This is a genomic window from Ruegeria sp. AM5 (assembly GCF_056540645.1).
The window spans coordinates 48,633-74,979 of record NZ_JBQFXC010000010.1 but is presented as its reverse complement, the minus strand read 5'-3'; the positions used below and the strand labels follow the sequence as shown (position 1 = coordinate 74,979).

General features: G+C 57.8%; 31 protein-coding genes. 10 read left to right on the top strand and 21 right to left on the bottom strand.

Translation table 11 applies throughout. The annotated features are described in order from the left end of the window. Positions 1 to 29 precede the first annotated feature (29 nt). From infB to pip, 6 genes are all read right to left on the bottom strand, one after another. Positions 30 to 2,504 (bottom strand): translation initiation factor IF-2, encoded by a 2,475-nt coding sequence (infB, locus tag ACR0AH_RS18005; protein ID WP_170395359.1) that lies wholly within the window; start codon positions 2,502 to 2,504, stop codon positions 30 to 32. An 8-nt stretch (positions 2,505 to 2,512) separates the two neighbouring features. Next, positions 2,513 to 3,136 (bottom strand): RNA-binding protein, encoded by a 624-nt coding sequence (locus ACR0AH_RS18000; RefSeq protein ID WP_170395356.1) that lies wholly within the window; start codon positions 3,134 to 3,136, stop codon positions 2,513 to 2,515. Positions 3,137 to 3,158: 22 nt separating this feature from the next. Next, positions 3,159 to 4,772 (bottom strand): transcription termination factor NusA, encoded by a 1,614-nt coding sequence (gene nusA, locus ACR0AH_RS17995; RefSeq protein ID WP_480593065.1) that lies wholly within the window; start codon positions 4,770 to 4,772, stop codon positions 3,159 to 3,161. Further along, positions 4,772 to 5,362 (bottom strand): ribosome maturation factor RimP, encoded by a 591-nt coding sequence (gene rimP / locus ACR0AH_RS17990; protein WP_010442531.1) that lies wholly within the window; start codon positions 5,360 to 5,362, stop codon positions 4,772 to 4,774. Before rimP ends, nusA begins: the two co-directional genes overlap by 1 nt. 160 nt (positions 5,363 to 5,522) lie before the next feature. Then, positions 5,523 to 6,335 carry an ABC transporter substrate-binding protein gene (locus ACR0AH_RS17985; protein WP_170734142.1) on the bottom strand — a complete coding sequence of 271 codons (813 nt, stop codon included), beginning with the start codon at positions 6,333 to 6,335 and terminating at the stop codon, positions 5,523 to 5,525. Continuing rightward, positions 6,332 to 7,309, bottom strand: a complete 978-nt coding sequence (pip, locus tag ACR0AH_RS17980; RefSeq protein WP_170734143.1) for a prolyl aminopeptidase — start codon at positions 7,307 to 7,309, stop codon at positions 6,332 to 6,334. The genes ACR0AH_RS17985 and pip overlap by 4 nt, the downstream gene beginning before the upstream one ends. Positions 7,310 to 7,357: 48 nt before the next feature. Between pip and ubiG the strand changes: the two genes are divergently transcribed. Continuing rightward, entirely contained in the window at positions 7,358 to 8,104 is a 747-nt protein-coding gene (gene ubiG, locus ACR0AH_RS17975; RefSeq protein WP_480593064.1) for a bifunctional 2-polyprenyl-6-hydroxyphenol methylase/3-demethylubiquinol 3-O-methyltransferase UbiG, read from the top strand. A 71-nt stretch (positions 8,105 to 8,175) separates the two neighbouring features. Here the strand turns inward: ubiG and ACR0AH_RS17970 are convergent, their stop codons facing one another. Genes ACR0AH_RS17970 through ACR0AH_RS17945 form a run of 6 tightly spaced genes read right to left on the bottom strand, consistent with a single transcriptional unit; the run spans position 8,176 to position 11,246 of the window. After that, entirely contained in the window at positions 8,176 to 8,586 is a 411-nt protein-coding gene (locus tag ACR0AH_RS17970; protein WP_480593061.1) for a hypothetical protein, read from the bottom strand. A 24-nt stretch (positions 8,587 to 8,610) separates the two neighbouring features. After that, on the bottom strand, positions 8,611 to 8,865 hold the full coding sequence (locus ACR0AH_RS17965) for a hypothetical protein (protein WP_480593060.1): 255 nt from the start codon (positions 8,863 to 8,865) through the stop codon (positions 8,611 to 8,613). Between the two features lie 36 nt (positions 8,866 to 8,901). Next, the gene (locus ACR0AH_RS17960) at positions 8,902 to 9,342 is read right to left on the bottom strand and encodes a MarR family winged helix-turn-helix transcriptional regulator (RefSeq protein WP_170395340.1); all 441 of its coding nucleotides are present in this window, start codon (positions 9,340 to 9,342) and stop codon (positions 8,902 to 8,904) included. Between the two features lie 14 nt (positions 9,343 to 9,356). Further along, on the bottom strand, positions 9,357 to 10,187 hold the full coding sequence (locus ACR0AH_RS17955; RefSeq protein WP_480593059.1) for a carbon-nitrogen hydrolase family protein: 831 nt from the start codon (positions 10,185 to 10,187) through the stop codon (positions 9,357 to 9,359). Continuing rightward, complete coding sequence (gene grxC / locus ACR0AH_RS17950) at positions 10,187 to 10,444, bottom strand: glutaredoxin 3 (RefSeq protein ID WP_170395334.1); 258 nt, start codon at positions 10,442 to 10,444, stop codon at positions 10,187 to 10,189. Before grxC ends, ACR0AH_RS17955 begins: the two co-directional genes overlap by 1 nt. A gap of 37 nt (positions 10,445 to 10,481) precedes the next feature. After that, positions 10,482 to 11,246, bottom strand: coding sequence for a double zinc ribbon domain-containing protein (locus ACR0AH_RS17945; protein WP_480593056.1), 765 nt, complete (start codon positions 11,244 to 11,246; stop codon positions 10,482 to 10,484). Here ACR0AH_RS17945 and ACR0AH_RS17940 point away from each other — a divergent pair. Together ACR0AH_RS17940 and hemH are read left to right on the top strand one after the other, a co-directional pair. Next, positions 11,227 to 12,057, top strand: a complete 831-nt coding sequence (locus tag ACR0AH_RS17940) for a methyltransferase domain-containing protein (RefSeq protein ID WP_480593055.1) — start codon at positions 11,227 to 11,229, stop codon at positions 12,055 to 12,057. The genes ACR0AH_RS17945 and ACR0AH_RS17940 overlap by 20 nt on opposite strands. 55 nt (positions 12,058 to 12,112) lie before the next feature. Then, positions 12,113 to 13,162 (top strand): ferrochelatase, encoded by a 1,050-nt coding sequence (hemH, locus tag ACR0AH_RS17935; protein WP_480593052.1) that lies wholly within the window; start codon positions 12,113 to 12,115, stop codon positions 13,160 to 13,162. A gap of 76 nt (positions 13,163 to 13,238) precedes the next feature. On the opposite strand, the gene ACR0AH_RS17930 is transcribed toward hemH, so the two are convergent. Beyond that, positions 13,239 to 13,421, bottom strand: a complete 183-nt coding sequence (locus ACR0AH_RS17930; RefSeq protein WP_010442520.1) for a hypothetical protein — start codon at positions 13,419 to 13,421, stop codon at positions 13,239 to 13,241. A 139-nt stretch (positions 13,422 to 13,560) separates the two neighbouring features. Next, positions 13,561 to 14,160, bottom strand: a complete 600-nt coding sequence (locus ACR0AH_RS17925) for a L,D-transpeptidase (RefSeq protein WP_170395325.1) — start codon at positions 14,158 to 14,160, stop codon at positions 13,561 to 13,563. 169 nt (positions 14,161 to 14,329) lie between these two features. Between ACR0AH_RS17925 and dalA the strand changes: the two genes are divergently transcribed. Continuing rightward, positions 14,330 to 14,845: a divisome-associated lipoprotein DalA gene (gene dalA, locus ACR0AH_RS17920; protein WP_255611997.1), complete on the top strand. Its 516-nt coding sequence runs from the start codon at positions 14,330 to 14,332 to the stop codon at positions 14,843 to 14,845. Between the two features lie 70 nt (positions 14,846 to 14,915). On the opposite strand, the gene ACR0AH_RS17915 is transcribed toward dalA, so the two are convergent. The 7 genes from ACR0AH_RS17915 to ACR0AH_RS17885 all read right to left on the bottom strand — a co-directional run bounded on the left by ACR0AH_RS17915 (position 14,916) and on the right by ACR0AH_RS17885 (position 19,695). Next, positions 14,916 to 15,380, bottom strand: coding sequence for a PTS sugar transporter subunit IIA (locus tag ACR0AH_RS17915; RefSeq protein ID WP_170395318.1), 465 nt, complete (start codon positions 15,378 to 15,380; stop codon positions 14,916 to 14,918). 59 nt (positions 15,381 to 15,439) lie between these two features. After that, entirely contained in the window at positions 15,440 to 16,003 is a 564-nt protein-coding gene (hpf, locus tag ACR0AH_RS17910; RefSeq protein ID WP_039541074.1) for a ribosome hibernation-promoting factor, HPF/YfiA family, read from the bottom strand. A 252-nt stretch (positions 16,004 to 16,255) separates the two neighbouring features. Further along, positions 16,256 to 17,014 (bottom strand): LPS export ABC transporter ATP-binding protein, encoded by a 759-nt coding sequence (gene lptB, locus ACR0AH_RS17905; RefSeq protein WP_170395315.1) that lies wholly within the window; start codon positions 17,012 to 17,014, stop codon positions 16,256 to 16,258. After that, entirely contained in the window at positions 17,014 to 17,505 is a 492-nt protein-coding gene (locus tag ACR0AH_RS17900) for an LptA/OstA family protein (RefSeq protein WP_255611996.1), read from the bottom strand. The genes lptB and ACR0AH_RS17900 overlap by 1 nt, the downstream gene beginning before the upstream one ends. 3 nt (positions 17,506 to 17,508) lie before the next feature. Next, entirely contained in the window at positions 17,509 to 18,117 is a 609-nt protein-coding gene (locus ACR0AH_RS17895; RefSeq protein ID WP_170734147.1) for an LptA/OstA family protein, read from the bottom strand. A 4-nt stretch (positions 18,118 to 18,121) separates the two neighbouring features. After that, positions 18,122 to 19,084 (bottom strand): KpsF/GutQ family sugar-phosphate isomerase, encoded by a 963-nt coding sequence (locus ACR0AH_RS17890; protein ID WP_170423339.1) that lies wholly within the window; start codon positions 19,082 to 19,084, stop codon positions 18,122 to 18,124. Then, a complete protein-coding gene (locus tag ACR0AH_RS17885; protein ID WP_170691618.1) occupies positions 19,081 to 19,695 on the bottom strand; it encodes a ribonuclease D in 615 nt (204 codons plus the stop codon). The genes ACR0AH_RS17890 and ACR0AH_RS17885 overlap by 4 nt, the downstream gene beginning before the upstream one ends. A 144-nt stretch (positions 19,696 to 19,839) precedes the next feature. Here ACR0AH_RS17885 and ACR0AH_RS17880 point away from each other — a divergent pair, with 144 nt between their 5' ends. The 6 genes from ACR0AH_RS17880 (at position 19,840) to flhB (ending at position 26,343) form a co-directional block, all read left to right on the top strand. Further along, on the top strand, positions 19,840 to 21,159 hold the full coding sequence (locus ACR0AH_RS17880) for an MFS transporter (RefSeq protein ID WP_480593049.1): 1,320 nt from the start codon (positions 19,840 to 19,842) through the stop codon (positions 21,157 to 21,159). Between the two features lie 56 nt (positions 21,160 to 21,215). Further along, positions 21,216 to 21,644, top strand: coding sequence for an Lrp/AsnC family transcriptional regulator (locus ACR0AH_RS17875; RefSeq protein WP_480571238.1), 429 nt, complete (start codon positions 21,216 to 21,218; stop codon positions 21,642 to 21,644). A gap of 72 nt (positions 21,645 to 21,716) precedes the next feature. Further along, a complete protein-coding gene (locus tag ACR0AH_RS17870) occupies positions 21,717 to 22,394 on the top strand; it encodes a lytic transglycosylase domain-containing protein (protein ID WP_170691623.1) in 678 nt (225 codons plus the stop codon). Positions 22,395 to 22,403: 9 nt separating this feature from the next. Beyond that, positions 22,404 to 24,491: a flagellar biosynthesis protein FlhA gene (gene flhA / locus ACR0AH_RS17865; RefSeq protein ID WP_480593046.1), complete on the top strand. Its 2,088-nt coding sequence runs from the start codon at positions 22,404 to 22,406 to the stop codon at positions 24,489 to 24,491. Beyond that, positions 24,488 to 25,261 carry a flagellar biosynthetic protein FliR gene (locus ACR0AH_RS17860; RefSeq protein WP_480593043.1) on the top strand — a complete coding sequence of 258 codons (774 nt, stop codon included), beginning with the start codon at positions 24,488 to 24,490 and terminating at the stop codon, positions 25,259 to 25,261. The genes flhA and ACR0AH_RS17860 overlap by 4 nt, the downstream gene beginning before the upstream one ends. Further along, a complete protein-coding gene (gene flhB, locus ACR0AH_RS17855) occupies positions 25,258 to 26,343 on the top strand; it encodes a flagellar type III secretion system protein FlhB (protein WP_480593042.1) in 1,086 nt (361 codons plus the stop codon). The genes ACR0AH_RS17860 and flhB overlap by 4 nt, the downstream gene beginning before the upstream one ends. The last annotated feature ends 4 nt before the right edge of the window (positions 26,344 to 26,347 follow it).

The window sequence follows — 26,347 nt, the reverse complement described above, 5'->3', positions numbered from 1 at the left end:
GCTGCTTCAAGTTTCTTCTCTGAACCGGATCAGTCCAGCGTACGCGTGACCTCTTCGCGTTCGAAAATCTCGATCACGTCGCCGGCGCGAATATCGTCGTAGTTCTCGAACGCCATACCGCATTCCTGACCCGACTGAACTTCGGCCACTTCATCCTTGAAGCGCTTGAGGGTCTTCAGCGTACCTTCGTGGATCACCACGTTGTCGCGCAGCAGGCGTACGCCAGCCGAGCGGCGGGCAACACCTTCGGTGACCAGACAGCCGGCAACTTTGCCAACACCGGTAACCTTGAAGACCTCTTTGATCTCGGCGTAACCGATGAACTTTTCGCGAATCTCGGCGCTCAGCAGGCCCGATGCGGCTGCTTTCACGTCATCAACCAGATCGTAGATCACCGAGTAATACCGGATCTCGACGCCCTTCTGGTTCGCAGTGTTCCGCGCCGATGCGTTCGCACGCACGTTGAAGCCAAAGATCGGTGCACCAGAGGCTTCGGCCAGGCCGACATCCGTCTCGGTGATCGCACCAACACCCGAGTGCAGAACGCGTACGCGCACTTCGTCGTTGCCGATCTTCTCCATCGCCTGAACGATGGCTTCGGCAGAGCCCTGCACATCCGCTTTCATCAGAATAGGCAGCTCAGTGACGTTTTCGTCTTCCTTCGCCTTCTGCATCAGCTGTTCAAGGGTGGTCGCGGCACCGGCGGCGGCGCGTTTGTCCTTGGCGGCTTGCTCACGATAAGCAGCGATCTCACGGGCCTGCGCTTCGGTCTCGGTCACGTTCAGAACGTCACCTGCTTCGGGCGTGCCGTTGAGCCCCAGAACCTCAACCGGAACTGAGGGGCCAGCTTCTTTGACGCGGTCGCCCTTGTCGTTGATCAGCGCACGCACCTTACCGTACTGCTCACCCACGACAAAGATATCGCCCTGACGCAGCGTGCCGTTCTGAACCAGAACGGTAGCGACGGGGCCACGGCCCACATCCAGCTGCGCCTCAATCACGGCACCTTGGGCGGCGCGATCTGGGTTGGCTTTCAGTTCCAGAATCTCGGCCTGCAGCGCAATGGCTTCCAGCAATTCGTCCAGACCCTGACCAGTCATGGCCGAGACCTCAACGTCCTGAACCTCACCCGACATCTTCTCGACGATCACTTCGTGCTGCAACAAGTCAGTGCGGACTTTGTCGGGGTTCGCGTCGGGCTTGTCGATCTTGTTGATCGCCACGATCATTGGCACTTCGGCCGCTTTGGCGTGGTTGATCGCCTCGATCGTCTGCGGCATCACCGCGTCGTCGGCGGCAACAACAAGAACCACGATATCCGTGACCTGAGCCCCGCGCGAGCGCATTGAGGTAAAGGCCGCGTGTCCCGGTGTATCCAGGAAGGTCAGCGTGGTGCCACCATCGGTTTTCACCTGATAGGCGCCGATATGCTGGGTGATGCCACCAGCTTCGCCGGCAACAACACGCGCGTCGCGGATCGCATCCAGCAACGAGGTTTTGCCGTGGTCAACGTGACCCATGATGGTGATGACCGGCGGACGCGGCTGCAGATCGTCATCGCTGTCTTCGACCTCTTTGATGACGTCTTCAACGTCCGAATCGGACACACGCGTGACCTTGTGGCCAAATTCTTCAATGATCAGTTCAGCCGTGTCAGCGTCGATGGTCTGGTTCTGCGTGACCATCATGCCCATCTGCATCAGCGATTTGACAACGTCAGCGACGCGCTCGGCCATACGGTTGGCCAGTTCCGAGACCATGATCGCCTCGGGCAGCTGAACGTCGCGGATCACCTTTTCCCGCTCGACCGTGCCGCCCATGGCCTTCTGGCGCGCACGCTCCTGCTTGCGCTTCATCGCGGCCATTGAGCGTTGGCGATTGCCTTCGCCGCCAGTGGCCTGACCAAGTGTCAGCTTGCCCGAGCGGCGGTTGTCGTCACGGCCCTTGCCACGGCCACGCTGCTCACGCTCGCGATCCTGCTTGCGCGGTGCCGCAGCAGGTGCAGGCTTGCTGGATGGGCTGCGTGCTGCCTTGGGCTCGGCGGGTGCCGGGGCTGCGGCAGCACGCTGGGCTGCTTCCTCGGCCTCTTTACGCTTGCGTTCTTCCTCTTCGGCCTTGGCACGGGCACGCTCTTCAGCTTCACGCTGCTCGCGTTCCTTGGCCTCTTGTTCGGCCCGGCGGCGTGCGCGTTCTTCTTCGCGCGCCTTTTCCTGCGCCTCACGGGCAGCGGCCTCTTCAGCCTCACGTGCCTTGGCGGCTTGCAACGCCTTCATACGACGCGCCATTTCCGCATCGGAAATACCCGCTGGGCGACGCGAAGGATCACCCGAAGGTGTCGCACCACCACTTGGTTTGGTCGCGCCCGGCTTGGGAACGACCACGCGTTTGCGTTTGGTCTCCACCACGACATTCTTGGTGCGTCCGTGGCTGAAACTCTGTTTCACATTTCCGGGGCGTGCCCCGCCACGAAGACCCAATGTCTTTTTGCCGTCACTATCGCTCATAAAGCTTCTTACCCTTCCGAGCGGCCCTTGCCGCCGTCATCCTTTTCGCGCAAGCCACGCAGGCGCTGCGCTTCCTCTACAACACGTTTGGCGAGTCCGCCAGAGGCCAAGGCCGCATGAATCACGGTTTGGCGCCCAAATGCCGCCCCAAGCTCGTCTGCGGTCAGCCAGCCGATGTATTTCCCGAAGTGCGGCGTGCTGAGTTTCGACTTGCCGCGCCCCGATCCGTCTGAGGCCTGAATCAGCACCTGGGCCTCTTCCCGGTCCAGCCACGACTTGACCTTTTCATACCCGGCGACCGCATCTCCGGATTTGCGCGCCAGACTGATCAGTTCGATCACACGACGCGCCACCTGTTTCTCGACCTCATCGGTCAGGTCCTTGGCGGCACTCACCTGTGCCTTAAACCCGCGCGAGAACAGTTTCTTGTTCACCGCCTTGTCCAGCGCCGCGCGATCCGCCGCCACGTAAACCCCACGCCCCGGCAGTTTTGCCGCAACATCGGGAAAAACCTGACCGTCGGGCCCCGTTACAAAGCGGATCAAGCCATATTTAGGCTGAACCTCGCCCGTGGCGATGCACTTGCGTTCAGGGCCTTCCGACCGATCCTTATGGACGCCACCGCGACCCATGTCAGCCACCCGAGGCCTGAGATCAGGCCTCGACCTCCTCATCGGTTGCTTCACCGTCTTCTTCGGCCTGCTCCAGCTCGGCCGGATCGACCCAACCCAGCATGATGCGCGCGGTCATGACCAGATCCTGCGCCTCTTCCAGCGTCACGCCGAAGGGCTCCAGTACACCATCATCCTTGATGCGTTCGCCATCGACCGTGGTCCAGCCACCGGCCAGTTCCCAGTCGGCGCAGGTTGCGAAGTCTTCCAGAGTCTTCACATCATCCTTGGCCAGCGCCTCTACCATCTGGGGTGTCAGGCCCTCGAATTCAATAAGACTGTCCTCGGCACCCAGCGCACGGGCTGCATCCAGCGCCGCCTTGGCCTGAGCTTCCAGGAATTCGCGTGCACGTGTCTGAAGTTCTTGCGCGGTACCTTCATCCACACCGTCGATGACCAGCAGTTCGTCGATTTCAACATATGCCACTTCTTCGAGGTTGGTGAAGCCTTCAGAAACCAGCAGCTGAGCGAAGAATTCGTCCAGATCCAGCGTTTCCATGAACAACTGGGTACGGGCCTCGAATTCTTTCTGACGGCGCGCCGATTCTTCGGCTTCGGTCATGATGTCGATGTCCAGATTGGTCAGCTGGCTGGCCAGACGCACGTTCTGACCACGACGGCCAATGGCGAGGCTCAGTTGCTCCTCGGGAACCACAACTTCGATCTTGCCGGCTTCTTCGTCCAGAACCACCTTTGAAACTTCGGCGGGCTGCAGAGCGTTCACAAGGAAAGTCGGCTGATCTTCGTTCCACGGAATGATGTCGATCTTTTCGCCCTGCAGCTCGTTCACAACGGCCTGCACGCGGCTACCGCGCATACCGACGCAGGCACCGACTGGGTCAATCGAGCCGTCATAAGAAATCACGGCAATCTTGGCGCGCGAGCCGGGATCACGAGCAACGGCCTTGACCTCGATGATGCCGTCATAGATTTCCGGTACTTCCATCTTGAACAGCTCAGCCATGAATTCCGGCGCAGTGCGCGACAGGAATATCTGGTGGCCACGAACCTCGCGGCGGACTTCCTTGATGTAGGCACGCACACGGTCGTTCGGGCGATAGCTTTCGCGACCGATCTTGTCATTGCGGCGCAGAACAGCCTCGGCACCGCCCAGATCGACGATCACATTGCCGAACTCTTCACGCTTGACCGCACCGTTGATGATGGTGCCTGCACGATCCTTGAATTCTTCGTACTGACGATCACGCTCGGCTTCGCGAACCTTTTGCAAGATGACCTGCTTGGCGGACTGAGCAGCGATACGGCCCATTTCCACGGGCGGGACTTCTTCAACGAAGACGTCACCAACCTCTGGCGTCTCCATGTACTGCTTGGCCTGCTCGACGGTCATCTCGGCCTGATAGTTCTCAAGCTCTTCATCCTCGACCACGGTGCGGACACGGGTAAAGGTCGCCTTGCCGGTCTTGCGGTCGATGCTGACGCGGATGTCCATCTCGGCGCCGTAACGGCTCTTGGCGGCACGGGCGAGCGATTCTTCCATCGCTTCGACAACCAGACCGGGGTCGATCATCTTTTCGCGGGCCACGGCCTCGGCGGTCTGCAGCAGCTCCAGCTGGTTGGCTGAGGTGATTGCCATCAGTTCGTCTCCTCTTCGGACCCTTCGGTCTCAATCTCGTCGAAAGCGTTTTCGTTCAGGGCACCAGCGTCTTTGCGCTGGCGCAGCATTTCCTTGATCAGGTCATCGGTCAGAACCAGCTTGGCGTCGCTCAGCCAGTCAAATTGCAGACCGATGGTAATGGTCTCGTCTCCCTCGGGGATGTTGATCAGAACCTCATCCCCTTCGATCCCGGCCAATTCGCCCTTGAAGCGGCGGCGACCGTCGATCAGTTCTGCGGTTTCGATCTTGGCCTCATACCCTTCGAACGTCTCAAAATCTTTGAGACGGGTCAGAGGACGGTCAATTCCAGGGCTGGAAACTTCAAGCGTGTAGGCGTCCAAAATGGGGTCTTCGACATCCAGCGTGGCGCTGACCGCATTGGAAATCTCGGCGCAGTCATCCACTTCGATTCCGCCATCGGGCTTGTCTGCCATTATCTGCATCGTGGTGGTCTTGCCGCTCATCAGCCGAATGCGGACAAGCTCATACCCCAGATCCTCGATCACAGGGGTGATGATCTCGGCCAGTCGCCGGTCGATGGCAGCTTTGGCTATCAGGTCGTTTGTCATTCAGGTTCTCTACCCTGTTATCGGGCACAAAAAAACGGGCGCGCGGCCCGTCGAATTTTCCGGTGGAGCCCCGGACCAGAAGTCCGACGCGCCGCTGTTGCAACTGCATATACGCAGGAGTTCCTGAGTCTGCAACCCCCGGCGCAAATCGTGATCAAATTTACGCCAGCCACCACCGTTCGGCGATGCGCCCATCATCCAGCGCAGCCCGGCTGATCTGGCGCGGCATACCGACATGAGAGGCCATTGCCAACGCCATCTCGGCCTCAGACGGATGAAATCGCAGCCCGCGTTGCGCGGTTAGCTCCTCACCAGCCGGGAGCGCTGCGATATCTACATATCCATCGCGCAATGCTTCGGCCCGCACCCCGGCGTCCGGGATCACGATAATCTCAAGCGTATCGACCCATCCTGCCGTTCCGCTTTTGTAGTGATTGGACACCCTGCGTGCGCGGAAATGACGTTCATCCTCGGCCCGCTCAACCCGGTAGCATCCTGTGCCGTTGGCCAGAGCCAGTGGCGTCACGCCCCCTCGCGCAATGACAAACCGTGACCCAGCCAGCAAGAATGGTAGTCCCGGGTTGCCCTCAGCCAATTGCAACTGCACACGATCAGGTGCAATGGCCTCGGCCTGACCAATATCTTCCAGAACAGCTAGAACATCGTTCACGTCCAGCTTGGTGCCATCGTGGAACACAGCATCATCGCGCAGATCAAAGTTCCAGACCCGCGCATCAGCATCTGTCTGCCAATTTGTAGCCAGCTCTCCGCGCAGGGTACCATCGGGCGCGATCTCGGTCAGGCTGTCAAAGACTGCGCCCCGAGCCACCTGTTCCAGACTGTTGTCGCGTGGCACCGCCAGCCGCAAGGTGCCACCCTGTTTCGGCGTATCGGCCAGAGACGCTCCTGTCGCCGCCAGCAAAGCGGCGGCGGCGCCCGAGGCAAATAATGCGCGACGGTCGATGCGAGTCATACCGTTTCCTCCGACACGCGATCCATGATCCGAACCAGTTCCGCGCTGATGCCCGGTTCTGACAGGGCGTGACCGGCCTGCCGCACCATCTTCAGTTCGACATTGGGCCAGCGCTCGGACAGGTTCCATGCAGCCTGCGGTGGGCAGATCATGTCATAGCGTCCCTGAACGATATGACCGGGAATATGGGCAATCCGGTCCATCTGATCCAGAATTTGCCCGTCATACTCAAGAAACGCCTTGTTCGTGAAATAGTGATTCTCAAGCCGCGCAAAAGTTCGCGCGTATTCGCCGGGGCTTTCCCCGACCGACCCGTTGGTGTGGATCGAGGCCAAAGCGTTTTCCCAATGTGACCAGGCGCGAGCATACAGGATCTCGGTCGCGCGGTCGCCCGAAAACAGGCGCTTGTTGTAGGCCGCAATTGCGTCATTTACTTCATGTTCGGGCAAGAGAGAGGTGAACTTGGCCCATTGTTCAGGCCAGAATTTGCCCGCACCACCGCCATAAAACCAGTCCAGCTCGGCCTGTGTGGCCAGAAACACGCCGCGCAATACCAGCCGATTTACCCGATCTGGATGTGTTTGGGCATAGATCAATGCCAGTGTCGCGCCCCAGCTGCCGCCAAAGACGATCCAATCTTCGATGTCGAACAATTTGCGCAGACGCTCGATATCCGCCACCAGATGCCATGTCGTGTTGTTTTCGACCGACGCGGTTGGCCGCGACCGGCCACATCCGCGCTGATCAAAGAGAATCACCCGATAGGCATCCGGATTGAAATACCGTCGCATCGCAGGGCTGCAGCCGCCGCCCGGCCCGCCATGCAGGATCACCACTGGTATCCCATTGGGATTACCGCATTGTTCCACATAAATACGGTGCCCATCGCCCATATCGACCACGCGCTGATCGAACGGATCGATCGGCGGGTAAAGATATTGAACTGCGCGCTTTTGGTCCGGGTACTTATCCATTACGGCCCTATATAGTCCTTAAGCGTAAAAGAGCACACGGAGACAGGAATGCAAGCGCATCCGAACACGGTTGACCCGTCCGAGATCGCAAAATTCGAGGCGATGGCTGCGGAATGGTGGGACCCGCATGGGAAATTCAAACCTCTGCACATGCTGAATCCGTGTCGCCTGGATTATATCACACAGCAGATCGCAGGCGAGTTCGACCGTGATCTGAAAGCTCCGCGTCCCTTCGAAGGCTTGCGCCTGCTGGATATCGGCTGCGGCGGCGGGTTATTGAGCGAACCGATGGCGCGTTTGGGCGCCACGGTCGTGGGCGCCGACGCCGCCGAAGGCAACCTGCCGGTCGCTCGCATCCATGCCGAGCAATCGGGGCTGCAGATCGACTACCGCCACACTACCGCCGAAGACATGGCCGCCGCAGGCGAACAGTTCGATGTGGTGCTGAATATGGAAGTGGTCGAACACGTCGCTGATCCGTTGGGTTTCCTGACCGCATCGCAGCAATTGCTGAAACCGGGCGGGTTACTGGTCTGCTCAACCATCAATCGCAACCCAAAATCCTACGCGATGGCCATCATCGGGGCCGAGGTCGTCATGCGTTGGCTGCCGCGCGGCACGCACGAGTGGAACAAGTTCATCACCCCGGATGAGCTGTTCGACCTGCTGCGCCAGGCCGGGCTGGAACCGGTGGACCGCAAGGGGTTCGTCTTCAACCCGATCCTGTGGAGCTGGTCGATCTCGGACCGGGATTTGAGCGTGAATTACGTGACGGCGAGTGTGAAGCCTAGGTAGGATGGGTTTTCAACCCATCTTGCAAGCGTTTTCGATCTTAAGCGATGGGTTAAAACCCATCCTACGCTTGATTATTTTATGGCTAAACGGTGAAGGTAAAACGCTGAGGCAAAACCAGCTTCGTCCAACGAGTGTTTGAGACGCCCATTTAGAAAAACGCGATGTGGTACGCCCGGGTCGCGCCAAATGTCGATCCCGGACGCCGCATCTGCATTGCAGACAACGTCCCCGGGCTTGGCATCCTTCCATTCAGGAAGTCGAAAAAGGTCATCCCGGTCGGGTCGGGCTCGTCGAAGACTTTTTGACTCAGCAATGTTCAGCGTGCCGGATTTGTTTGCGATCCACAGGATCGAGTAGTCCTGCTCAATCGGTGTGATCTTGTCTCTTTCGAACAGGTTGACGGGATAAAGCCCCCCTTGCCCTAATTCGAGATTTTTGAGGATATCAGCCACATCTGATCGGATCGCCAGAATTCCAAACAAATTGATTACAGGAGAATACTTCCCCTAGTGAGGCTCAAAATCATGATCTTCAGGAGCAACCTCTTGAAAGAAATCCGGCAAGATATCCTGCTGCTCCAGCGGCTCCCCGTGGCGCTGCCAACGATACAGATTCGCATGATAACCTGATCCGGGTTGCCACCTGAAGGCCTTGAAGCGTTCACTTGGTTCTTCAGGAAAATCATCGGGGACAAGCGCCCGGAATGGCCTCTGCAGGTCCATCCCGACGGTAATGTCTGAAACCCAAATTTCATCCGTCATCTTTTACGATCCTTTGGCGCAGTTGGCGTAAAGCCCCTACTCCCCCTCCAACTGCAACCGCAAATCCCGTAGCACGGGCAGCGTGCTGCGCACCCGCTCCAGCCCCAGCTCTCCGACCACGCGGTTGATCAGCGGGGCAATCGAGGAAATCGCCTGATCGCGTGCGCGCCGGCCTGCGGGGCTGATGGCGACCATCTTGCGGCGGGCGTCGTCCCAGTCGGGGCGGATGTGGATATAACCGGCCCATTCCAGCTTGGCCAAAGTGTTGGTCATCGCCCCGCGCGTCACATGGAACGTGTTGGCAAGTTGCGCCGGGGTGCGCTCGTCGCCGACAAACACCAGATGGTTCAGCACCGAGAAATGCGAGATTTCCATGCCCTTGGGCAGCACCCGGCTCAGCCGGTTGCGCAATAGCTGATCGGCGGTCAGGATCTCGCTGAAAAGCGTGACCGCAAGGGCATTTTTTTCGTCAGTCATGGTCCGGTTCTGGATCAGGGTCCGTCAAAGGGGCGGACATGTGTTAGTGAAGGCACGCGTCGTCGCGCCTCTGTAACAGACCTATCATCCAAATCAAAAAAGTGAATGCCCGGATCGGTGCCTGCGTCGATCAGCACCTTTCCCCACGGGGCGACAACCATACTGTGGCCGTGTGTATATCGCGTCTTGCCACGAGTTTTAGGGTGCTCACCCGTTTGTGCCGGAGCCAGCACCCAGCAGCCGGTCTCAATGGCCCGCGCGCGTAGCAGCGCTTCCCAATGAGCCGCACCAGTGACCGGCGAAAACGCCGCCGGGACAGTGAGAATCCGCGCGCCTGCCTGCGCCAAAGCGGCATACAGGTAGGGAAATCGAATATCATAGCAGATGGTCAGTCCTACTTTACCGAAATCGGTGTCGGCAATCACCGCTTTCTGACCGGGGCGGTAGTTCTTCGATTCGCGGAAGGTCTCGGATTCCGTGACCTGCACGTCGAACATGTGAATCTTGTCATACCGCGCCACGATCTGCCCCTGCGGGTCGATCATGAAGCTACGGTTGGCAAAGCGGCCATCGGCATCATGCGTTTTGATCGCTAGTGACCCGATGAGCAGCCACACACCCAAATTGGCGGCCTGTTCGCCAAGGCCCGCCAGAGTGATATCGTCTTCTTCATGCTGCAAAACCTCGCGCTGCCGAGTGGTGCTGGTTGAGACGCAATTCGTGACTTCAGGCGTCAGAATGAACTGCGCATCTTGCGCAGCCGCATCGGCCATCATGGTTCGCACCATGTCCAGATTCTCGGTCGGATCATCCGACGCGGTGATCTGCAGCAAAGCGGTTTTCATCAAGCCGCCAGCAGGCGGTCCAGCTTGCCCTGACGTTCAAGCTCGTAAAGATCGTCGCACCCACCAACATGGGTGGTGCCCACAAAAATCTGCGGCACAGTGCGTTTTCCTGCCGCGCGCTGGATCATTTCTGGTTTGCGTTTCGGATGCATCAGCACGTCGATTTCCTTGAATTCGACGCCTTTCTGTTTCAACAACCGCTTGGCCGCATGACAAAAGCCGCACAGCGGCGAGGTGTAGATTTCTACCGGCTTCATATTCCGTCCCTTTGGGTTTCGCACATTCTTGGGCGAATTAGGCATCCTTGGCAACGCGCGCCAGTACCAACACGAAAATATGATTTGCCCCTGACGCGCGACAGACACGCGCGCAGGCGTCCAACGTCGCACCCGAGGTCATAACATCATCGACCAGAAGAATATCCCGGCCTCTGATCATGGGAGCACGTTTTCGGTGCAGGGATATGGCGTTGGACAGCGCAAGGGATCGCTCAACAGCAGTTTTTCCATCCAGAACAGGGGTGCGTACCGTGCGTACCAGAAGATCGGGGCAGACACTCAACTCCGTTGCCCGACCCAGATGCCCCGCCAGCAGCGCCGATTGATTGTAGCGACGCTTGATCAGCCGGGACCAGTGCAGCGGAACCGGCGCGATCAGCATGTTCGGGTGCAACAGCTCTTGCCCGGCTTGGGCCATCCAGCGGGCGGCAGGGCGGGCCAGCTCAGGCCGATCCCCGTGCTTAAAGGCAAGTATAAGTGCCTTCGCGCCCCCCTGATACAGCAACGCTGCCCGACCATGCTGCCACGCGCGTGGTGCCCTGAGGCAGTCATCACATTCAATCCGGTGTCCGTCCTGCGCGCCGGGAAGTGGCATGCCGCAGCTTTCGCAGACTGTGCCACCGATGAACGGCGTGTCGCGCCAGCATGCGCCGCAGAGGCCGAAATCGGATTCGGTCAGTGCTCCGCAGGACAGGCAACGCGGTGGGTAGATCATCTCGACAGCGGTTTGAATCCCCTGACGAATGCGATACTTGCGGCTTATGAAGCTTCCGTCCGACACTACACCCTCTCTGTTTGACCGCGCCGTCCTTGCGCTTCACCGCAGCCGCGCGCGGGACGACGCGCTTTTCCTGCACCGTGCCGCTGTCGACGAAGTGCAGGATCGTCTGTCCATGGTTAACAAAACCTTTAAGGCCCCCGCCGTCGTGACCCCCTTCCCTCATATCTGGGAGGGGTTGTGGCCCGAGGCCCGGGTGATCAGGGATGAAGATGTTCTCGACCTAACTCCAGGAGCGCATGATCTCTTGATACATGCGATGGCACTGCATTGGGCAAACGACCCGGTCGGGCAACTGATCCAATGCCATCGCGCCCTAAAATCCGACGGATTGCTGTTAGCGGTATGTTTAGGGGGCGACACCCTTAAGGAATTACGCGCGGCTTTGGGTCAAGCCGAGATCGAGGTGACTGGCGGTCTCAGCCCCCGTATTGCTCCTATGGCCGAGCTTCGTGATCTGGGGGGGCTGCTGCAGCGGGCCGGGCTGGCTTTACCCGTCGCCGACAAGGCGACACTGTCTGCGGAATACCGCGATCTGCTGCATCTGATGCGTGATCTGCGTGCAATGGGAGAAACCAACGCATTGGCCGATCGCCTGAAACACGCGACCCGACGTGCTGTTTTTGACAAAGCGCAAGACATCTATGCCGGACATTACAAATCGCCACAGGGCCGCCTGACGGCAACATTTGAATTGATCTGTCTGACGGGCTGGACCCCCGATGACAGCCAACCCAAACCTTTGCGTCCGGGATCCGCCAAGATGCGGCTGGCTGATGCGCTAGGTACGGATGAGGGCAAACTGCCCGATTGACGACCGGCCTTTTCCCTATATCTCAGGCCAGACACCACAAATCAGGAAGCTTTCAATGTTTGATGCCACTCGTCCAACCCATGCCCCTGCAGACCATCCCAAGGTCAAGATGGGCCGCGTCGGCATCCTGCTGGCTAATCTGGGAACTCCAGATGACCACAGTTATTGGCCTATGCGGCGGTATCTGAACGAGTTCCTGTCGGACAAGCGCGTGATCGACTACCCGGCGTGGAAGTGGCAGCCGATTCTGCAAAGCATCATTCTGACCAAGCGGCCTTTCAGTTCGGGTGAGGCGTACAAGTCAATCTGGAATCACGATAAGGGCGAAAGCCCGTTGATGACGATCACCAAAGATCAGACTGCCAAGCTGCGCGCAGCGATGCAGCAGCGGTATGGCGATCGGGTGATGCTGGATTTTTGCATGCGCTACGGCAATCCTTCAACTCCGTCGAAGGTCCGGGAGATGGTAGAAGAAGGCTGTGATCGCATCCTGTTCTTCCCGCTCTACCCGCAATACGCCGGTGCCACGACTGCTACAGCAAATGATCAGTTCTTCCGCGCGTTGATGAAAGAGTCATGGCAGCCTGCCAGCCGAACTGTTCCGGCCTATTTCGACGAACCTGCCTATATCGATGCGTTGGCGAGCTCGGTCGAGCGCGCCTATGCAGATATGGAGACAAAACCGGATGTCTTGGTCTGCTCGTATCACGGGATGCCCCAGCGTTATTTGCAGCAAGGGGACCCCTACCACTGCCAATGCGTGAAAACATCAAGGCTACTGAAAGAGCGTCTGGGATGGACGGATGATCAGCTGATCTCGACCTTTCAATCGCGCTTTGGACCGGAAGAATGGCTGAAGCCCTACACCGTTGATCACGTGGCTGATCTGGCGCGTCAGGGTAAGAAGAACATCGCCGTCATCGCACCTGCCTTCTCTGCCGATTGCATTGAGACGCTGGAAGAGATCAACGAGGAGATCAAAGAGAGCTTCAAAGAGGCGGGTGGTGAATCGTTCACCTATATCCCTTGCCTTAACGACGATGATTCGCATATCGCCGCGCTGAGTAAAGTGATCGAAGACAATCTGCGTGGTTGGTTAGACTAATCACGCGCTTTCACCAGACACGAAAAAAGGCGGTGGTTTGCACCACCGCCTTTTAAGTGCATAAAGTCTCGTCGACTTAGCTTGCTGCAACAGCTGCGGCAACAACAACCAGCAGGATCAGCGGCAGGATGATGCCCTGCGACGAACCTTGGGTCTCTTCGACAACAACAGGTGCTTCAACAACCGGCTCTTCCAGGTTGCCAGCATATGCAGTCGAAGCAGCAGCAGTCAGAGCAGCAGCGAGAACGAGTTTCTTCATATTAACCTCCAGAATTTGCGCGATTCCCAATAGCGAAACCACGCATCTAAGACTTACCTCGTGAGTTTTTCTAATCAGCAATGCAGGCGGATTGCAATTGCAACTTGTCCCGCAAGCGGGTTCGTGCGCGAAAATGTCGTCAAATTAGCAACACTTGCGTGCCGACCTTGGCCATAGAAAACAGTTCGGCGATGTCATCGTTGAACAAGCCAATGCACCCGTTCGACGACCGGCGTCCAATTTTACGCGTATCGTGGGTGCCATGGATGCGATAATACTTCCAGCTCAGATATAAAGCGTGTGTTCCCAGCGGGTTATCGGGACCCGGCGGAATATAATCCGGCCATTCAGGGTTGCGCTTCTTCATCGATGGCGTCGGTGACCAGCTTGGGCCTTCCACCTTGCGAATGACACTGGTGCGTCCGCGACGGGTCAATTCCTCGGTCAGAGGCACCGAAGAGGGGTACAGTTTGTATACGGATTGATCATCTGACCAATAATGCAGCGCTCTGGATACAGTATCCACCAGAATGGCACCGTTTCTTGTGTTCGAAAAATAAGGCTGCCAGTCCAGCGCACGGAATCCCGACACATTGCGGCGTACCGGCGCTTCCGGTTCCGGGGCGGGGCGTAGCGGGTCGCCCGGAATATACTGAGCCAACGCAGGCGAGGCCAAGCTGGCGGTTGCACCGGCCAGGAATCCCCGGCGCGTCGATGTAAGAATATGTTTCTTGACCATGGAGATCGGTCCTCTGCTAACAGCAAATGCAAAATCTAAGGCATTTTATGGCCAGAATGCTTCAGTCGCAAATCAAACCGGCAGAATCACGCAAGGTTGGGGCATTGTAGGTTTGCTCCGGGCGGTCAAGCAGGCTATTTCCCTTCTCGACACAATATTTAGGCCGATCATGACACGTATTCTTTCTCTACTAGCGATTTGTTTTGTCGCACTTGCGGCATGTACCGATTCGGGCACATCCGCTATTGGCGCCGATGGCAGGCCGCTGCCATCCGTGTACAAAATTCGTGGCAACCCTGAAAAGCTGCAGTTTAGAATGCTGGATTCGGTGAATGCCTTGCGGCAGGCATCTGGCTTGCAACAGGTCCAATTGAACTCGCAACTGAATGCAGCTGCCGCCACTCATGCGAAAGACATGGCGCGACAGAATCGGCCCTGGCATTTTGGTTCGGACGGTTCGTCTCCGTTGGATCGCGCGGCGCGCGCCGGTTACTTCGGTACATTCCTGGGTGAAGCGATCTCGGAAACCTTTGAGACCGAGACCGAAACGCTGGCCGCATGGATGCAGGAACCCGGTCCTCGTGCTGTGATCATGGACCCGCGCGCCACCCAGATGGGATTCGCCTGGCACCAAGAAGGCGGTGGCAAGATCTGGTGGACGCTGGAAATGGGATCCGGCGGCTGATCACGCCAGCTAATGAAACAAATAAAGCCCCCGACAAATCGGGGGCTTTATTTGTTGATAAGTGGGCCAATCAGGCAGCTTGCATCGATTGCGCTTCAGTCAGAATGGCATACAGCTTTACCGGGTCAGGGTTGGCCCGCAGCTTGGCGCAGACCGATTGCTCGCGCAGCGTGCGCGAGACCAACGCCAGTGCCTTAAGGTGTTCAACCCCCGCCTCTTCTGGCGCAAACAGGGAAAACGCCAAATCGACCGGCTGACGGTCGACCGAACCGAAGTCGATGGGCTTTTCCAGCATGACAAACACGCCCGAAACCGATTCCAGTTCAGAAAGCCGTGCGTGCGGAAGTGCAACACCATGTCCAACACCAGTTGGTCCAAGGCTCTCCCTCTCAAGCAGGCTGTCTACGATCGTCTGAGCATCCAGCCCAAGCGTCGCGGCGCCCACATCGCCAATTTCCTGAAACAAACGCTTCTTGCTGGAAGCAGCGGACAGTACACGCACCGCTTCTGGCTTTAGAATGCTCGAAAGCTCCATCATTTTGCTCCTAAGCCATGCCCCCGGCTATTCGGGGGCAGGCCGATTTGTCTTGCCTGTTACGGATCGATCCAACCGATATTGCCGTCCTCGCGGCGATAAACGACATTCAATCCGTCCTTGTTCTCATTTCGGAACACCAGTACCGGAGCACCAGCGAGTTCCATCTGCATGACGGCTTCACCAACACTGAGCGATGGGATCTTGGTTTCCATCTCAGCCACGATCATAGGCTGCAGCGATTCGGGTTCGTCTGCCGTCTCCGATTCGTCAGAGGCGAGGATATAAGAGGACGCGCCAAAGAGTTCAACCGGCTCGGACCGATCCTTATGGTGGTCTTTCAGGCGGCGCTTATAGCGTCGCAGTTGTGTCTCCATCTTGTCGCAGCAGCCTTCGAATGCCGCGTAGATCTCGGTCGCGTGCGCCTTGGCCTGTGCGGTCAGGCCGGTCGACAGATGCACGGTGGTTTCGCATACATATTCATGCGCCGAACGGGAAAAGACGACATTGGCGTCTGTAGGCCGCTGGGCATATTTGCCCACGACCTCGCCCAGTTCGGTCTGCACATGGGTCTGCAGGGCCGCACCGATGTCGATCTGTTTTCCGCTGATTTGGTAACGCATGTGATCTCCTTCACAATTCACACCCATTCTGACGCCGCGTAACGCGACTGACTTGTTTTTATCGGGTGGGGGGTATCGGCAGGTTCTGCGGTTGCCGTTGGCCCGGCCCTTCAACGAAGGGAGATCGAGATCCAGTTTGGAACCGAAGAAATGCCATATGCCAATTGAGCCAAGAGGTGAGGGAAGAGTCAATCAAAACAGGTGTGTATATACGTGATTTCCGTCATGCGTCAGGCGCATCTCCGCACAACCTTATGAAATACGGAAGTTTTCACCCAGATAGACCCGGCGAACATTTTCGTTTTCGACAACTTCGTCGGGCGTGCCTGACATCAAAACCTGGCCATCATGCAGGATATAGGCCCGGTCCACAATCTCCAGCGTTTCCCGGACGTTATGATCCGTGATCAGTACTCCGATGCCACGCTTTTTCAGATCGGCCACTAGATGCCGGATATCACCGACACTGATCGGATCGACACCCGCAAATGGTTCGTCCAACAGAAGATATTTCGGATCGGCGGCCAGACAGCGCGCAATTTCGACCCGGCGGCGTTCCCCGCCGGACAATGCCAATGCAGGCGCTCGGCGCAGGTGTTCGATGGAAAAGTCCGATAGCAGCTCTTCCAGCCGCTCCTTGCGGCGATGGGCATGTTTAACCGTGATATCTAGAACCGAAGCGATGTTGTCTTCAACGCTCATCCCGCGGAAAATCGACATCTCCTGCGGCAGATATCCGATCCCCATCCGGGCACGACGATACATCGGCAGGGTCGTGACGCTCTGCCCATCAATCGTGACCGTGCCCGCTTCGGGGAAAACCAGACCCGCGACAGAATAAAAAGTGGTGGTCTTGCCCGATCCGTTCGGGCCTAGCAACGCTACGACCTCGGAGCGGTTCAATTCCATGGACACATCGCGAATGACGGTCTTCTTGCGATAAGACTTTCGTAGCTTTTCGATCTTCAGACCGGAAGAACCTTCAGCGATGGAGAGTTCGGGCCGGTTCATCAGTTGCCACCTTGTTGCAGAATGGTTTTGACACGCCCTGACATCGTCGCGGTTCCCGTGGTCAGATTTGCAATCATCTCGTCGCCGCTGATGATACTTGGGCCCTGCGTCAGCAACACGTTGCCCTTCATCTCAATCACGCCGGAATCGATGGTGTATTCTGCCCAATCGCCCTCGGCTGCGTCGGGCGGACTGACCAGAACCACGTTTTCGGTGGCCTCCATCCGTTCGATGGCTGAGCGTTCTTCGTTATAGATGACAAGAACCCGGTCTGCCGTCAGGCGCATCTCGCCCTGGATGACAATGACGTTGCCGATAAACTCGGCCGATCCATCTTCCTGATTCACGTTCAATGTCTCGGACGTCACCTCGACCGGCAGCGTCGGGTCGGCATTGACCGAGCCGAACGCCACCTGAGCCTCTTGTGCAGAAACAGGTGTGGCTCCGACAGCCACGGCTAGACACAAAAAGGCGACACGTAAATCGAACACAAGTTATCTTTCTGCTTTTTGCGGCTCATATATCAACTTCACGCCGCCTGTAAAAAGAATATGAACCGGACCGTCCTTTTTTTCGGTCCCAAACACCATTCTTCCGGCAGTAAAGTCGCCAATCGGACCGGTTCCGTCAATCTGTCCAGGGCTATCACCACGTATTTCATCCAGCGACGTATTCAACAGGTCGGTGGTGACCTGGATGCCGTCTCTGGTGGTGATGACCACATCCCCTGCAAACGTTGCAGTACCCTTGTCTGGCCTGATGATGCCTGTGTTGGATTCGAGTGTGATCTCGCCCCCATTGCTTAGTCCAAAGCGGCCCTGCACTTCGGCTGCCGTCGGTGTGTCGCCATCGCCACCCTGACTGGCCCTTCGGGCTTCGACTCGGATTTCCTCGCCCTTGCTGGTGACACCTTTATAGTCGGGCCGCGTGACCACCTGGTCTGTCAGCCGGTCGTCAATATCCTGATCACTGAACGGCACCGAGACATTGGTGTCGACGCTGCGAGAAAGAAGAAAGACAGAAGACAGCAACAAAATCGCCACAAGCGGTAGCAGTACCTTCAGGAACTGCACCCATCGGGAATGGCGATCAACTTCAGCCATCTTCCTAACCCAATCCTACACGCAGACAGTCATGTATGTGCAGCAGACCCAAAGCTGGGCCATTTGTGTCAGGATCAACCACAAAGAGTGACGTGATCTTGCGATCGTTCATGATTGCAACCGCCTCCTCCGCCATGGCACTTGGCGCAATGGTCATTGGGTTTTCGGTCATCACCTCTTCGGTGTTTTTGCTCAATAGTCCGTCCATGTTCCTGCGCAGGTCGCCATCGGTCACAATACCTAGCAAACGACCTGCATGATCAGTGACTCCCACAACACCAAAGCTCTTCTGACTCATGACCAGCAGCGCCTCGCTCATCGGGGTGCCAGCGGTCACCAAGGGCAAATCTTCATGCATCAGATCACGCACAGTAGACAGTTGCGCCCCCAACTTTCCACCTGGGTGGTAAGCGCGGAAATCTTCGGGTTTGAAATCCCGGTACTTCATCAGCGCAATCGCCAGCGCGTCGCCCATCGCAAGGGTCAGCGTCGTCGAGATTGAAGGCACCATCCCAAAACCACAGGCCTCTCCCAGTGACGGGATAAGCAGATGCACATCCGCCTGTTTCATCAAGGTGCTTTCCGGCTTGCTCGACAACCCGATCAGCGGAATTCCAAAGCGACGCGTAAAGGCCAGCAAGTTCGCCAGTTCCGGCGCTTCACCTGAGTTCGAGATCGCAAGGACCACATCGCCTTTCGAGACCATGCCCAAATCACCATGGCTGGCTTCGGCGGGATGGACAAAATAGGCGGGTGTACCAGTGCTGGCCAGAGTCGCCGCGATCTTGTGGCCAATATGGCCGGATTTGCCGATACCACTGATAATGATGCGGCCAGTGGCCTGCAGGATCAGTTGCACGGCCTCGGCGAAATGCTCGTCCAGGCCATCGGCCAGGACATCCAGCGCACGGGCTTCGTCGGTGACAACCTGCCGGGCGGTTCTGAGGAATGCTTCGGTATCAGTCATGAATGCGCAAAAATATCGGTTTCGGGCCAGCCTGCGAGGTCAAGCTTCGCACGCATCGGCAGGAAGTCAAAGCAGGCCTGTGCCATTTCGGTTCGACCTTCACGGGCCAGCCGCCCGTCCAGAGCGTCACGCAGCTGATGCAGGTACAGAACATCTGACGCAGCATATTCCAACTGAGCATCGGTCAGCGTGTCAGCGCCCCAATCGCTCATCTGTTGCTGTTTCGAGATATCGACGCCGATCAGTTCCTGACACAGGTTCTTCAGACCATGCCGGTCGGTATATGTGCGCACCAAGCGGCTGGCGATCTTAGTGCAATAGACCGGTGCGGCCAGCGCGCCAAAGGTGTGATACATCGCAGCGATGTCAAAGCGACCAAAGTGGAACAGCTTCAAAACATTCGGGTTCTCCAGCATCGCGCAAAGGTTCGGTGCCTGCGTCTGCCCAATCTCGACCTGAACGATATGGCTGTTGCCATCCCCTCCGGACATCTGGATTACGCACAGGCGATCCCGATGCGGATTCAGCCCCATAGTTTCACAGTCGATGGCCACGATGGGGCCCAAATCCAACCCGTCCGGCAGGTCATTTTTATACAGATGGTTCGCCACGGAATTGTCCTTTGTGCGCTTTCGGCCCCGAGATAGGCGGTTTGGCCCGCAAACTCAACGCCGTCCTTGGAAAAGCGTCCCCTTGACCTTGTGGCCAACACTTGAACTATGGATGGGCGACGCCGCGATTGAGAAATTCCGACAATGCTCAGCATCCTGAGAAACCGCACCTACAGACATCTGCTGGCCGCGCAGATCGTGGCGCTGACCGGAACCGGGTTGGCGACGGTGGCCTTGGGGCTGTTAGCCTTTGATCTGGCCGGAGAGGCCGCCGGGATGGTGCTTGGCACCGCTTTGACGATCAAGATGATCGCGTATGTCACCGTTGCCCCGCTTGCTGCTGCTTTTGCCGAGCGGCTGGATCGTCGCCGGATGCTGGTCGCACTGGATCTGGTGCGTGCCGTGGTTGCGCTCTGCCTGCCTTTCGTGTCCGAAATCTGGCAGGTCTATGTGCTGATCTTTGTGCTGCAATCCGCCTCAGCCGGATTTACACCCGCGTTTCAGGCCACCATCCCGGATGTGCTGACCGACGAACAGGACTATACCAAAGCGCTGTCCCTGTCGCGGCTGGCTTACGATCTGGAAAGCCTGCTGAGCCCAATGCTGGCCGCCACCTTGCTGCTGTTCGTCAGTTTCGACAGCCTGTTTCTGGGCACCTGTATCGGTTTTGTCGCCTCGGCCCTGCTTGTAGTATCTGCAACCCTACCCTCACCCAAACCAACCCAGCCGCGCGGGATCTACGACCGCACCACGCGCGGCATCCGGATTTACCTTAAAACCCCGCGCCTGCGCGGCCTGCTGGCGCTGAGTTGGAGCGCGGCCGCGCTCAGTTCGATGGTCATCGTCAACACGGTCGTGATCGTGCGCGGCGAACTTGGTCTTTCTGAAAGCGCCGTTGCCGTCGCACTGGCCGGGTTCGGTGGCGGTTCGATGCTGGCGGCATTTGCACTGCCACGCCTTCTGGATCACATCCCAGAGCGTCGCGTCATGCTGGGTGGTGCGTCGCTGGCGACGGGCACCATGGCGGCGGCGGCACTGCTGTCTGCCACCCTACCGATGACATTGGGCTTACTGACGACGACCTGGCTATTGGTCGGCTTCGGTTACTCCAGCACGCTAACGCCCTCGGGCCGCCTGCTGACCCGATCCGCCCAGCCCGAGGATCGACCCGCTGTGTTTGCCGCACAGTTCACTCTGTCTCATGCTTGCTGGCTGGTGCTTTATCCCCTGGCCGGGTGGCTGATGACCCGCTTTGGCGTAACTGTGGCCATGGCCGGAATGGTAACTGCCGCGATTCTGGGTCTGGTATTTGTGCTCATTGCCTGGCCACGGCGCGAAGACAATGCGGTGGTCCATAACCATCCTGACCTTCCACAGGATCACCCCCACCTGTCTGGGCCAAAACCTCATGCGCATCCGATCATCATTGATGAACTGCATCCCCGTTATCCGCACCAGCCTTGAGCCCGAACACCAAACTACCCTAAACCGAGGCGAAGTTGCCTGAACCCGGAGCCGCAATGGACCAGCTTGACCGACGCATCATCGCCGCTTTGCAACACAATGCACGCGATTCGACGACCCTCATCGCCTCTAAGCTTGGCGTCGCCCGAACAACGGTGCATGAACGCATCAATCGAATGGAAGAGCGGGGCGTCATCGCAGGTTACTCGGTCGTCCTGCGCGAAACCGAAGATACGCCACGCGTTCAGATCATCGTTCTGCTTGAAGTGCAGCAGAAAGAAACCACACGGATCATCAAGCGGCTTGAAGCTTATCCCGAGGTCAAACTGTGTTTGTCAATCAATGGCGAATTTGACCTGCTGCTTTCCGCCGAAGCGCCACGGATCGATGATCTTGATATTCTGGTCGACGAACTTGCGCGCATCCCCGGCGTATTGCGTACCAACACCAGTGTGGTTTTTGGCCGAAAGATTGATCGAAACTAAGGCGCGCTAACTCTCTGTAAACAGATGATTGGATAGCTTGGCCCGGACTGATTAGAATTCCGGACCGGCAGAATGCCAACTCAAAACCTACTAGTTTCCGCGCTCTTGGCGCAGGCCCTTCTGGCGCAGGCCGGATACGCATCGCCAACATCGGCGCTGTGTGATCAAGCGGCCCGGCGGGCTGCGCAGGCCGAAGGCGTCCCGCTCGATGTTCTCAAGGCAATTGCCCGCGTAGAAACAGGCCGCACGCAGAACGGATTACTGGAACCCTGGCCATGGACCGTCAATCGTGAAGGACAGGGATATTGGTTTGCCTCCGAGGTTGAGGCAAAGTCTTACGTGTTCGACATCTTCAAATCCGGTGTACGCAGCTTTGATGTCGGTTGCTTTCAGATCAATTATCGTTGGCATGGTAAGGCTTTTCGCTCGATCGACGCGATGTTCGATCCGGATGAAAACGCAACCTATGCAGCACGGTTTCTGGCCCAGCTTTATGCGGAACTTGGATCATGGCCTGCCGCTGCCGGGGCCTACCACTCGCGCACGCAGCACCTTGCGGCCTCATATTCTGATCGTTTTCAGACCGTCCTGGCGCAGCTGGATGGCTCGGGCACAGTCCACGAACGCGATCCATTCACAGCATCTGCCAGTCCGCTCATCCCGCTGAACGCTCATCCGGTCGGCCAGAACGCGCTGGGGTCACTGGTTCCCGAAACCTCTACAGCCACCGCCTTTATCGCTTTCAATTAGGAGCAGATAGTGCCCCGTATCGATCCCCGCACCTTGTTCTCTCCGACCATATTGCTGGCGCTGGCGCTGATGGCGGTCATCGTGATGATGATCCTGCCCATGCCAGCCTGGGTACTGGACGTGGGGCTGGCGGCATCCTTTGCGCTGGCGATACTGATCTTCACATTGACGCTGTTCATCGAACGGCCACTGGATTTCTCATCCTTCCCGACGATCCTGCTGGCCTCACTGATGTTGCGCTTGTCGCTGAACGTGTCCTCAACCAAGCTGATCATCGGTCAGGGGCACACCGGCACCAACGCCGCTGGTGACGTGATCGAAGGTTTCGCCCAGTTTGTCATGGGCGGCAGCATCTTTCTGGGCCTTGTGGTGTTTGGCGTTCTGCTGATCGTGAACTTCATGGTCATCACAAAGGGTGCGGCCCGCATGGCCGAAGTGGGTGCCCGGTTCGCGCTGGACGGGATGCCGGGCAAACAGTTGGCCATCGACAGTGACATGTCGGCTGGAGCCATCGATCACCAGCAAGCCAAAGAACGACGCGAGCGCGAGCAGCAGGAAACCACCTTTTTTGGTTCGCTCGACGGCGCGTCGAAATTCGTCAAAGGTGATGCGATTGCCGGGTTGCTGATCACACTTCTCAACCTCGTGATGGGATTGGTCATGGGGGTCATCGTGCATGGGATGCCGGTATCGTCCGCCTTCGAAACCTACGCAATCCTGACCGTTGGGGACGGGTTGGTGTCGCAGATACCAGCAGTGATCATCTCGATTGCGTCCGCCTTGCTGTTGGCGCGTGGCGGTACGCAGGGTGCAACCGACAATGCGCTCTTCTCGCAACTTGGACGCCACCCGGCGGCGTTGAGCACCGTAGCGGTTCTGATGGTGCTGTTCGCCCTGGTGCCCGGTTTGCCGTTCTTACCGTTCATTCTTGGGGCGGGGGTGCTGGGCTATGCGGCTTATTCAGGTCTCAGAAAACGCCACGCCAGCGAGGCAGAGGCTCAGACCCCCGAGGCCGAGTCTGATACTCCGGTCTCGCAGGCTATCGGTGATATCCTGGACCTCGACGACGTTCACTTGGAATTCGCCCCTGATCTGGTCAGCATGGTGCTGAACCCCGGTACCGGCCTTGACGCGCGGATCGCCAACATGCGGACCTATGTCGCCTCAAGCTTTGGGCTTATCCTGCCCGAAATTCGATTGACTGACCGCGCCGATCTTTCGACCGGAACTTATGTGATCAAAGTACAAGGGGTCGAACAGGCGCGTGGTGTTCTGAATTCTGAACTCGTGCTCGCACTGGTACAGGACGGGCACGACTTTCTACCTGATGGCACCGATGTGACCGAACCCGTCTACGGTGCCCCGGCGCGCTGGATATTGCCCAAGGACCAGGAGGTCGCCGCACTGAATGGGGCCACCATCGTCACCCCTCCTGAAATTCTGGCGACCCATCTGCTAGAGATCATCAAACAGAATTTCTCGCGCCTTATGACCCTGAAATCCCTTCGCCGCCTGCTGTCCGAGATGACGCGGCTCAGCGATCCGACCCGAGCTGAAGCCAACCGCAAAATGCTGGACGAATTGATCCCAGACAAGGTGCCGATCGACACACTGCATGCTGTTCTGCGGCTGTTGCTAGACGAACGGGTCTCGATCCGAAACATGGCGCTGATCCTTGAAAGCGTGGCCGAAGCACGATTGACCACCACCCAGCCCGAAGGGATCTGCGAACTGGTCCGCCAGCGGCTGGGCTTTCAACTGGTTGCCGACATGAAGCGCGAGGACGGCTCGATCCCTCTGATCCAACTCGCGCCGGAATGGGAGGACACATTTGCCACCTACCAGATCGACGCCGCGAACGCAGGTATCGACGTGGCACTACCGCCCAACCTGTTCAATAAGCTGGCCGATGGAGTTGTCGATAGCGTCGCAAAATCAGCAGATCACGGGTTGTTCCCGGCGGTCGTAACCACGACCCGACGACGCAGATTGCTCAGTACCATTATGCACGCGCGCGGCGTCGCCAACCCCGTCCTGTCTTTTGAAGAGATCGGGCTTGAGGCGCGCCCCGCCTTGGTCGGAACGGTGCCCGCGTGATCTCAGTCCCGTCAGAGCTTTTGCCACATCTGGGGCAAAACCTGTGGCATCTGTTCGCCGTATTTCTTCGTGTGTCCGCATTGGTTTCGCTGCTACCGGCCTTTGGTGAACGCAGCGTCCCTGTGCGGGTCAAACTGGGCGTGGCAGTTGCTTTCACAATGATTGTCATTCCCGCCATACCCGCATCGGGTGTTATGCCGGGCTTTCACAAAATGATTGGATTAATCACCATCGAAGTCTTGATCGGTCTTATGCTCGGCATCGGGTTGCGCCTTTTTGTCCTTGCACTACAAACTGCAGGTTCAATCGCGGCGCAAGCGACATCCTTGTCTCAGATCCTGGGCGGAGCGGCCGCAGAACCTGTCCCGGCGATGGGGTATCTGCTGACGCTGGCCGGCTTGGCGCTGGCGGTATTGCTTGGCCTTCATATCCGTGCAGCGCAGTTCATGATCCACAGCTATATGCTGTTTCCGATGGGCGCGCTTCCAACTGCGCCTGATCTGTCGCAATGGGGCGTTGCGCAAGTCGCCCACAGCTTTGGACTGGCCTTTGCGCTGGCTATGCCCTTTGTCATCGCATCGCTGATCTACAACCTCGCACTGGGCGTAATTAACCGCGCCATGCCGCAGCTCATAGTCGCTTTTGTCGGTGCCCCAGCAATCACTTTCGCAGGCCTTTTCCTGCTTTTCGCCGGGGCACCATTGATCCTGGCAACCTGGTCTGACGCTTTGTTCGCGTTTCTCCAAAATCCTCTGGGAGGGCTGCGATGAGCGCATCAGACGACAGTGATAAGTCATTTGAGGCGACCCCGCAAAAGCTGGAAAAAGCCCGCAAAAAAGGCGAGGTGGCGAAGTCCAATGATCTGTCGGTGGTGGCTGCATACATGGGACTGCTCGTCGCACTTTTGCTCACGGGGCAATTCACGGCAGAGCATCTGGGGGCTCTGTTCGTGGTCTTGATCGACCAATCAGATCAATTCGCAAGCTTGCTGACCGTCGGACCCGCGACATCCACCGTCGCTGGGATTCTGAGATCAACTCTGGCACCAATCGCCGCGTTGTTTATCGTTCCGGCAGTCGCGGTGTTGCTCAGCCTGATCGCCCAGCGCGCACTGATCTTCGCGCCGGAAAAGCTGAAACCACGCGGTTCACGCATCTCGATCGTCTCAAACGCAAAGAACAAGTTTGGCCGGGGCGGGTTGTTCGAATTCGCCAAGAGCTTTGTTAAATTGTTGATCTATGGAACATGCCTGACCCTATTTTTGCACACCCACCTGCCCAAGATTCTGACAGCCAGTGCAGCCGCCCCGAGATCCTCAATTCTGTTGATGATGAACTTACTCAGCCAATTTCTGTTTATCGTCATAATGATCGCGCTGGCGATCGGCATGATCGACTATTTGTGGCAACATGCCGAACACCTTCGCAAAAACAGAATGTCACGCAAAGAAATTCAGGATGAAACCAAGGATTCCGAGGGTGATCCGCACGTCAAACAGCAGCGTCGCCAACGCGCGCAGGACATAGCAACCAATCAGATGATGGCGGATGTGCCCAAGGCCGATGTGGTGATCGTCAACCCGACGCATTATGCGGTGGCGCTGAAATGGTCGCGAGCAAGTGGCAGCGCTCCGGTTTGCGTCGCCAAAGGGGTAGATGAAATCGCGGCAACAATCATGGCCACGGCCGGAGACGCAGGCATTCCTATTCATTCCGATCCACCAACAGCACGCGCATTGCACGCGACCGTCGGGATCGGACAGGAAATTACCGAAGAATACTACCGACCCGTTGCAGCAGCTATTCGGTTTGCCGAAGCCATGCGCAAACGAGCGAAGGGCCAGGTCGGATGACGCA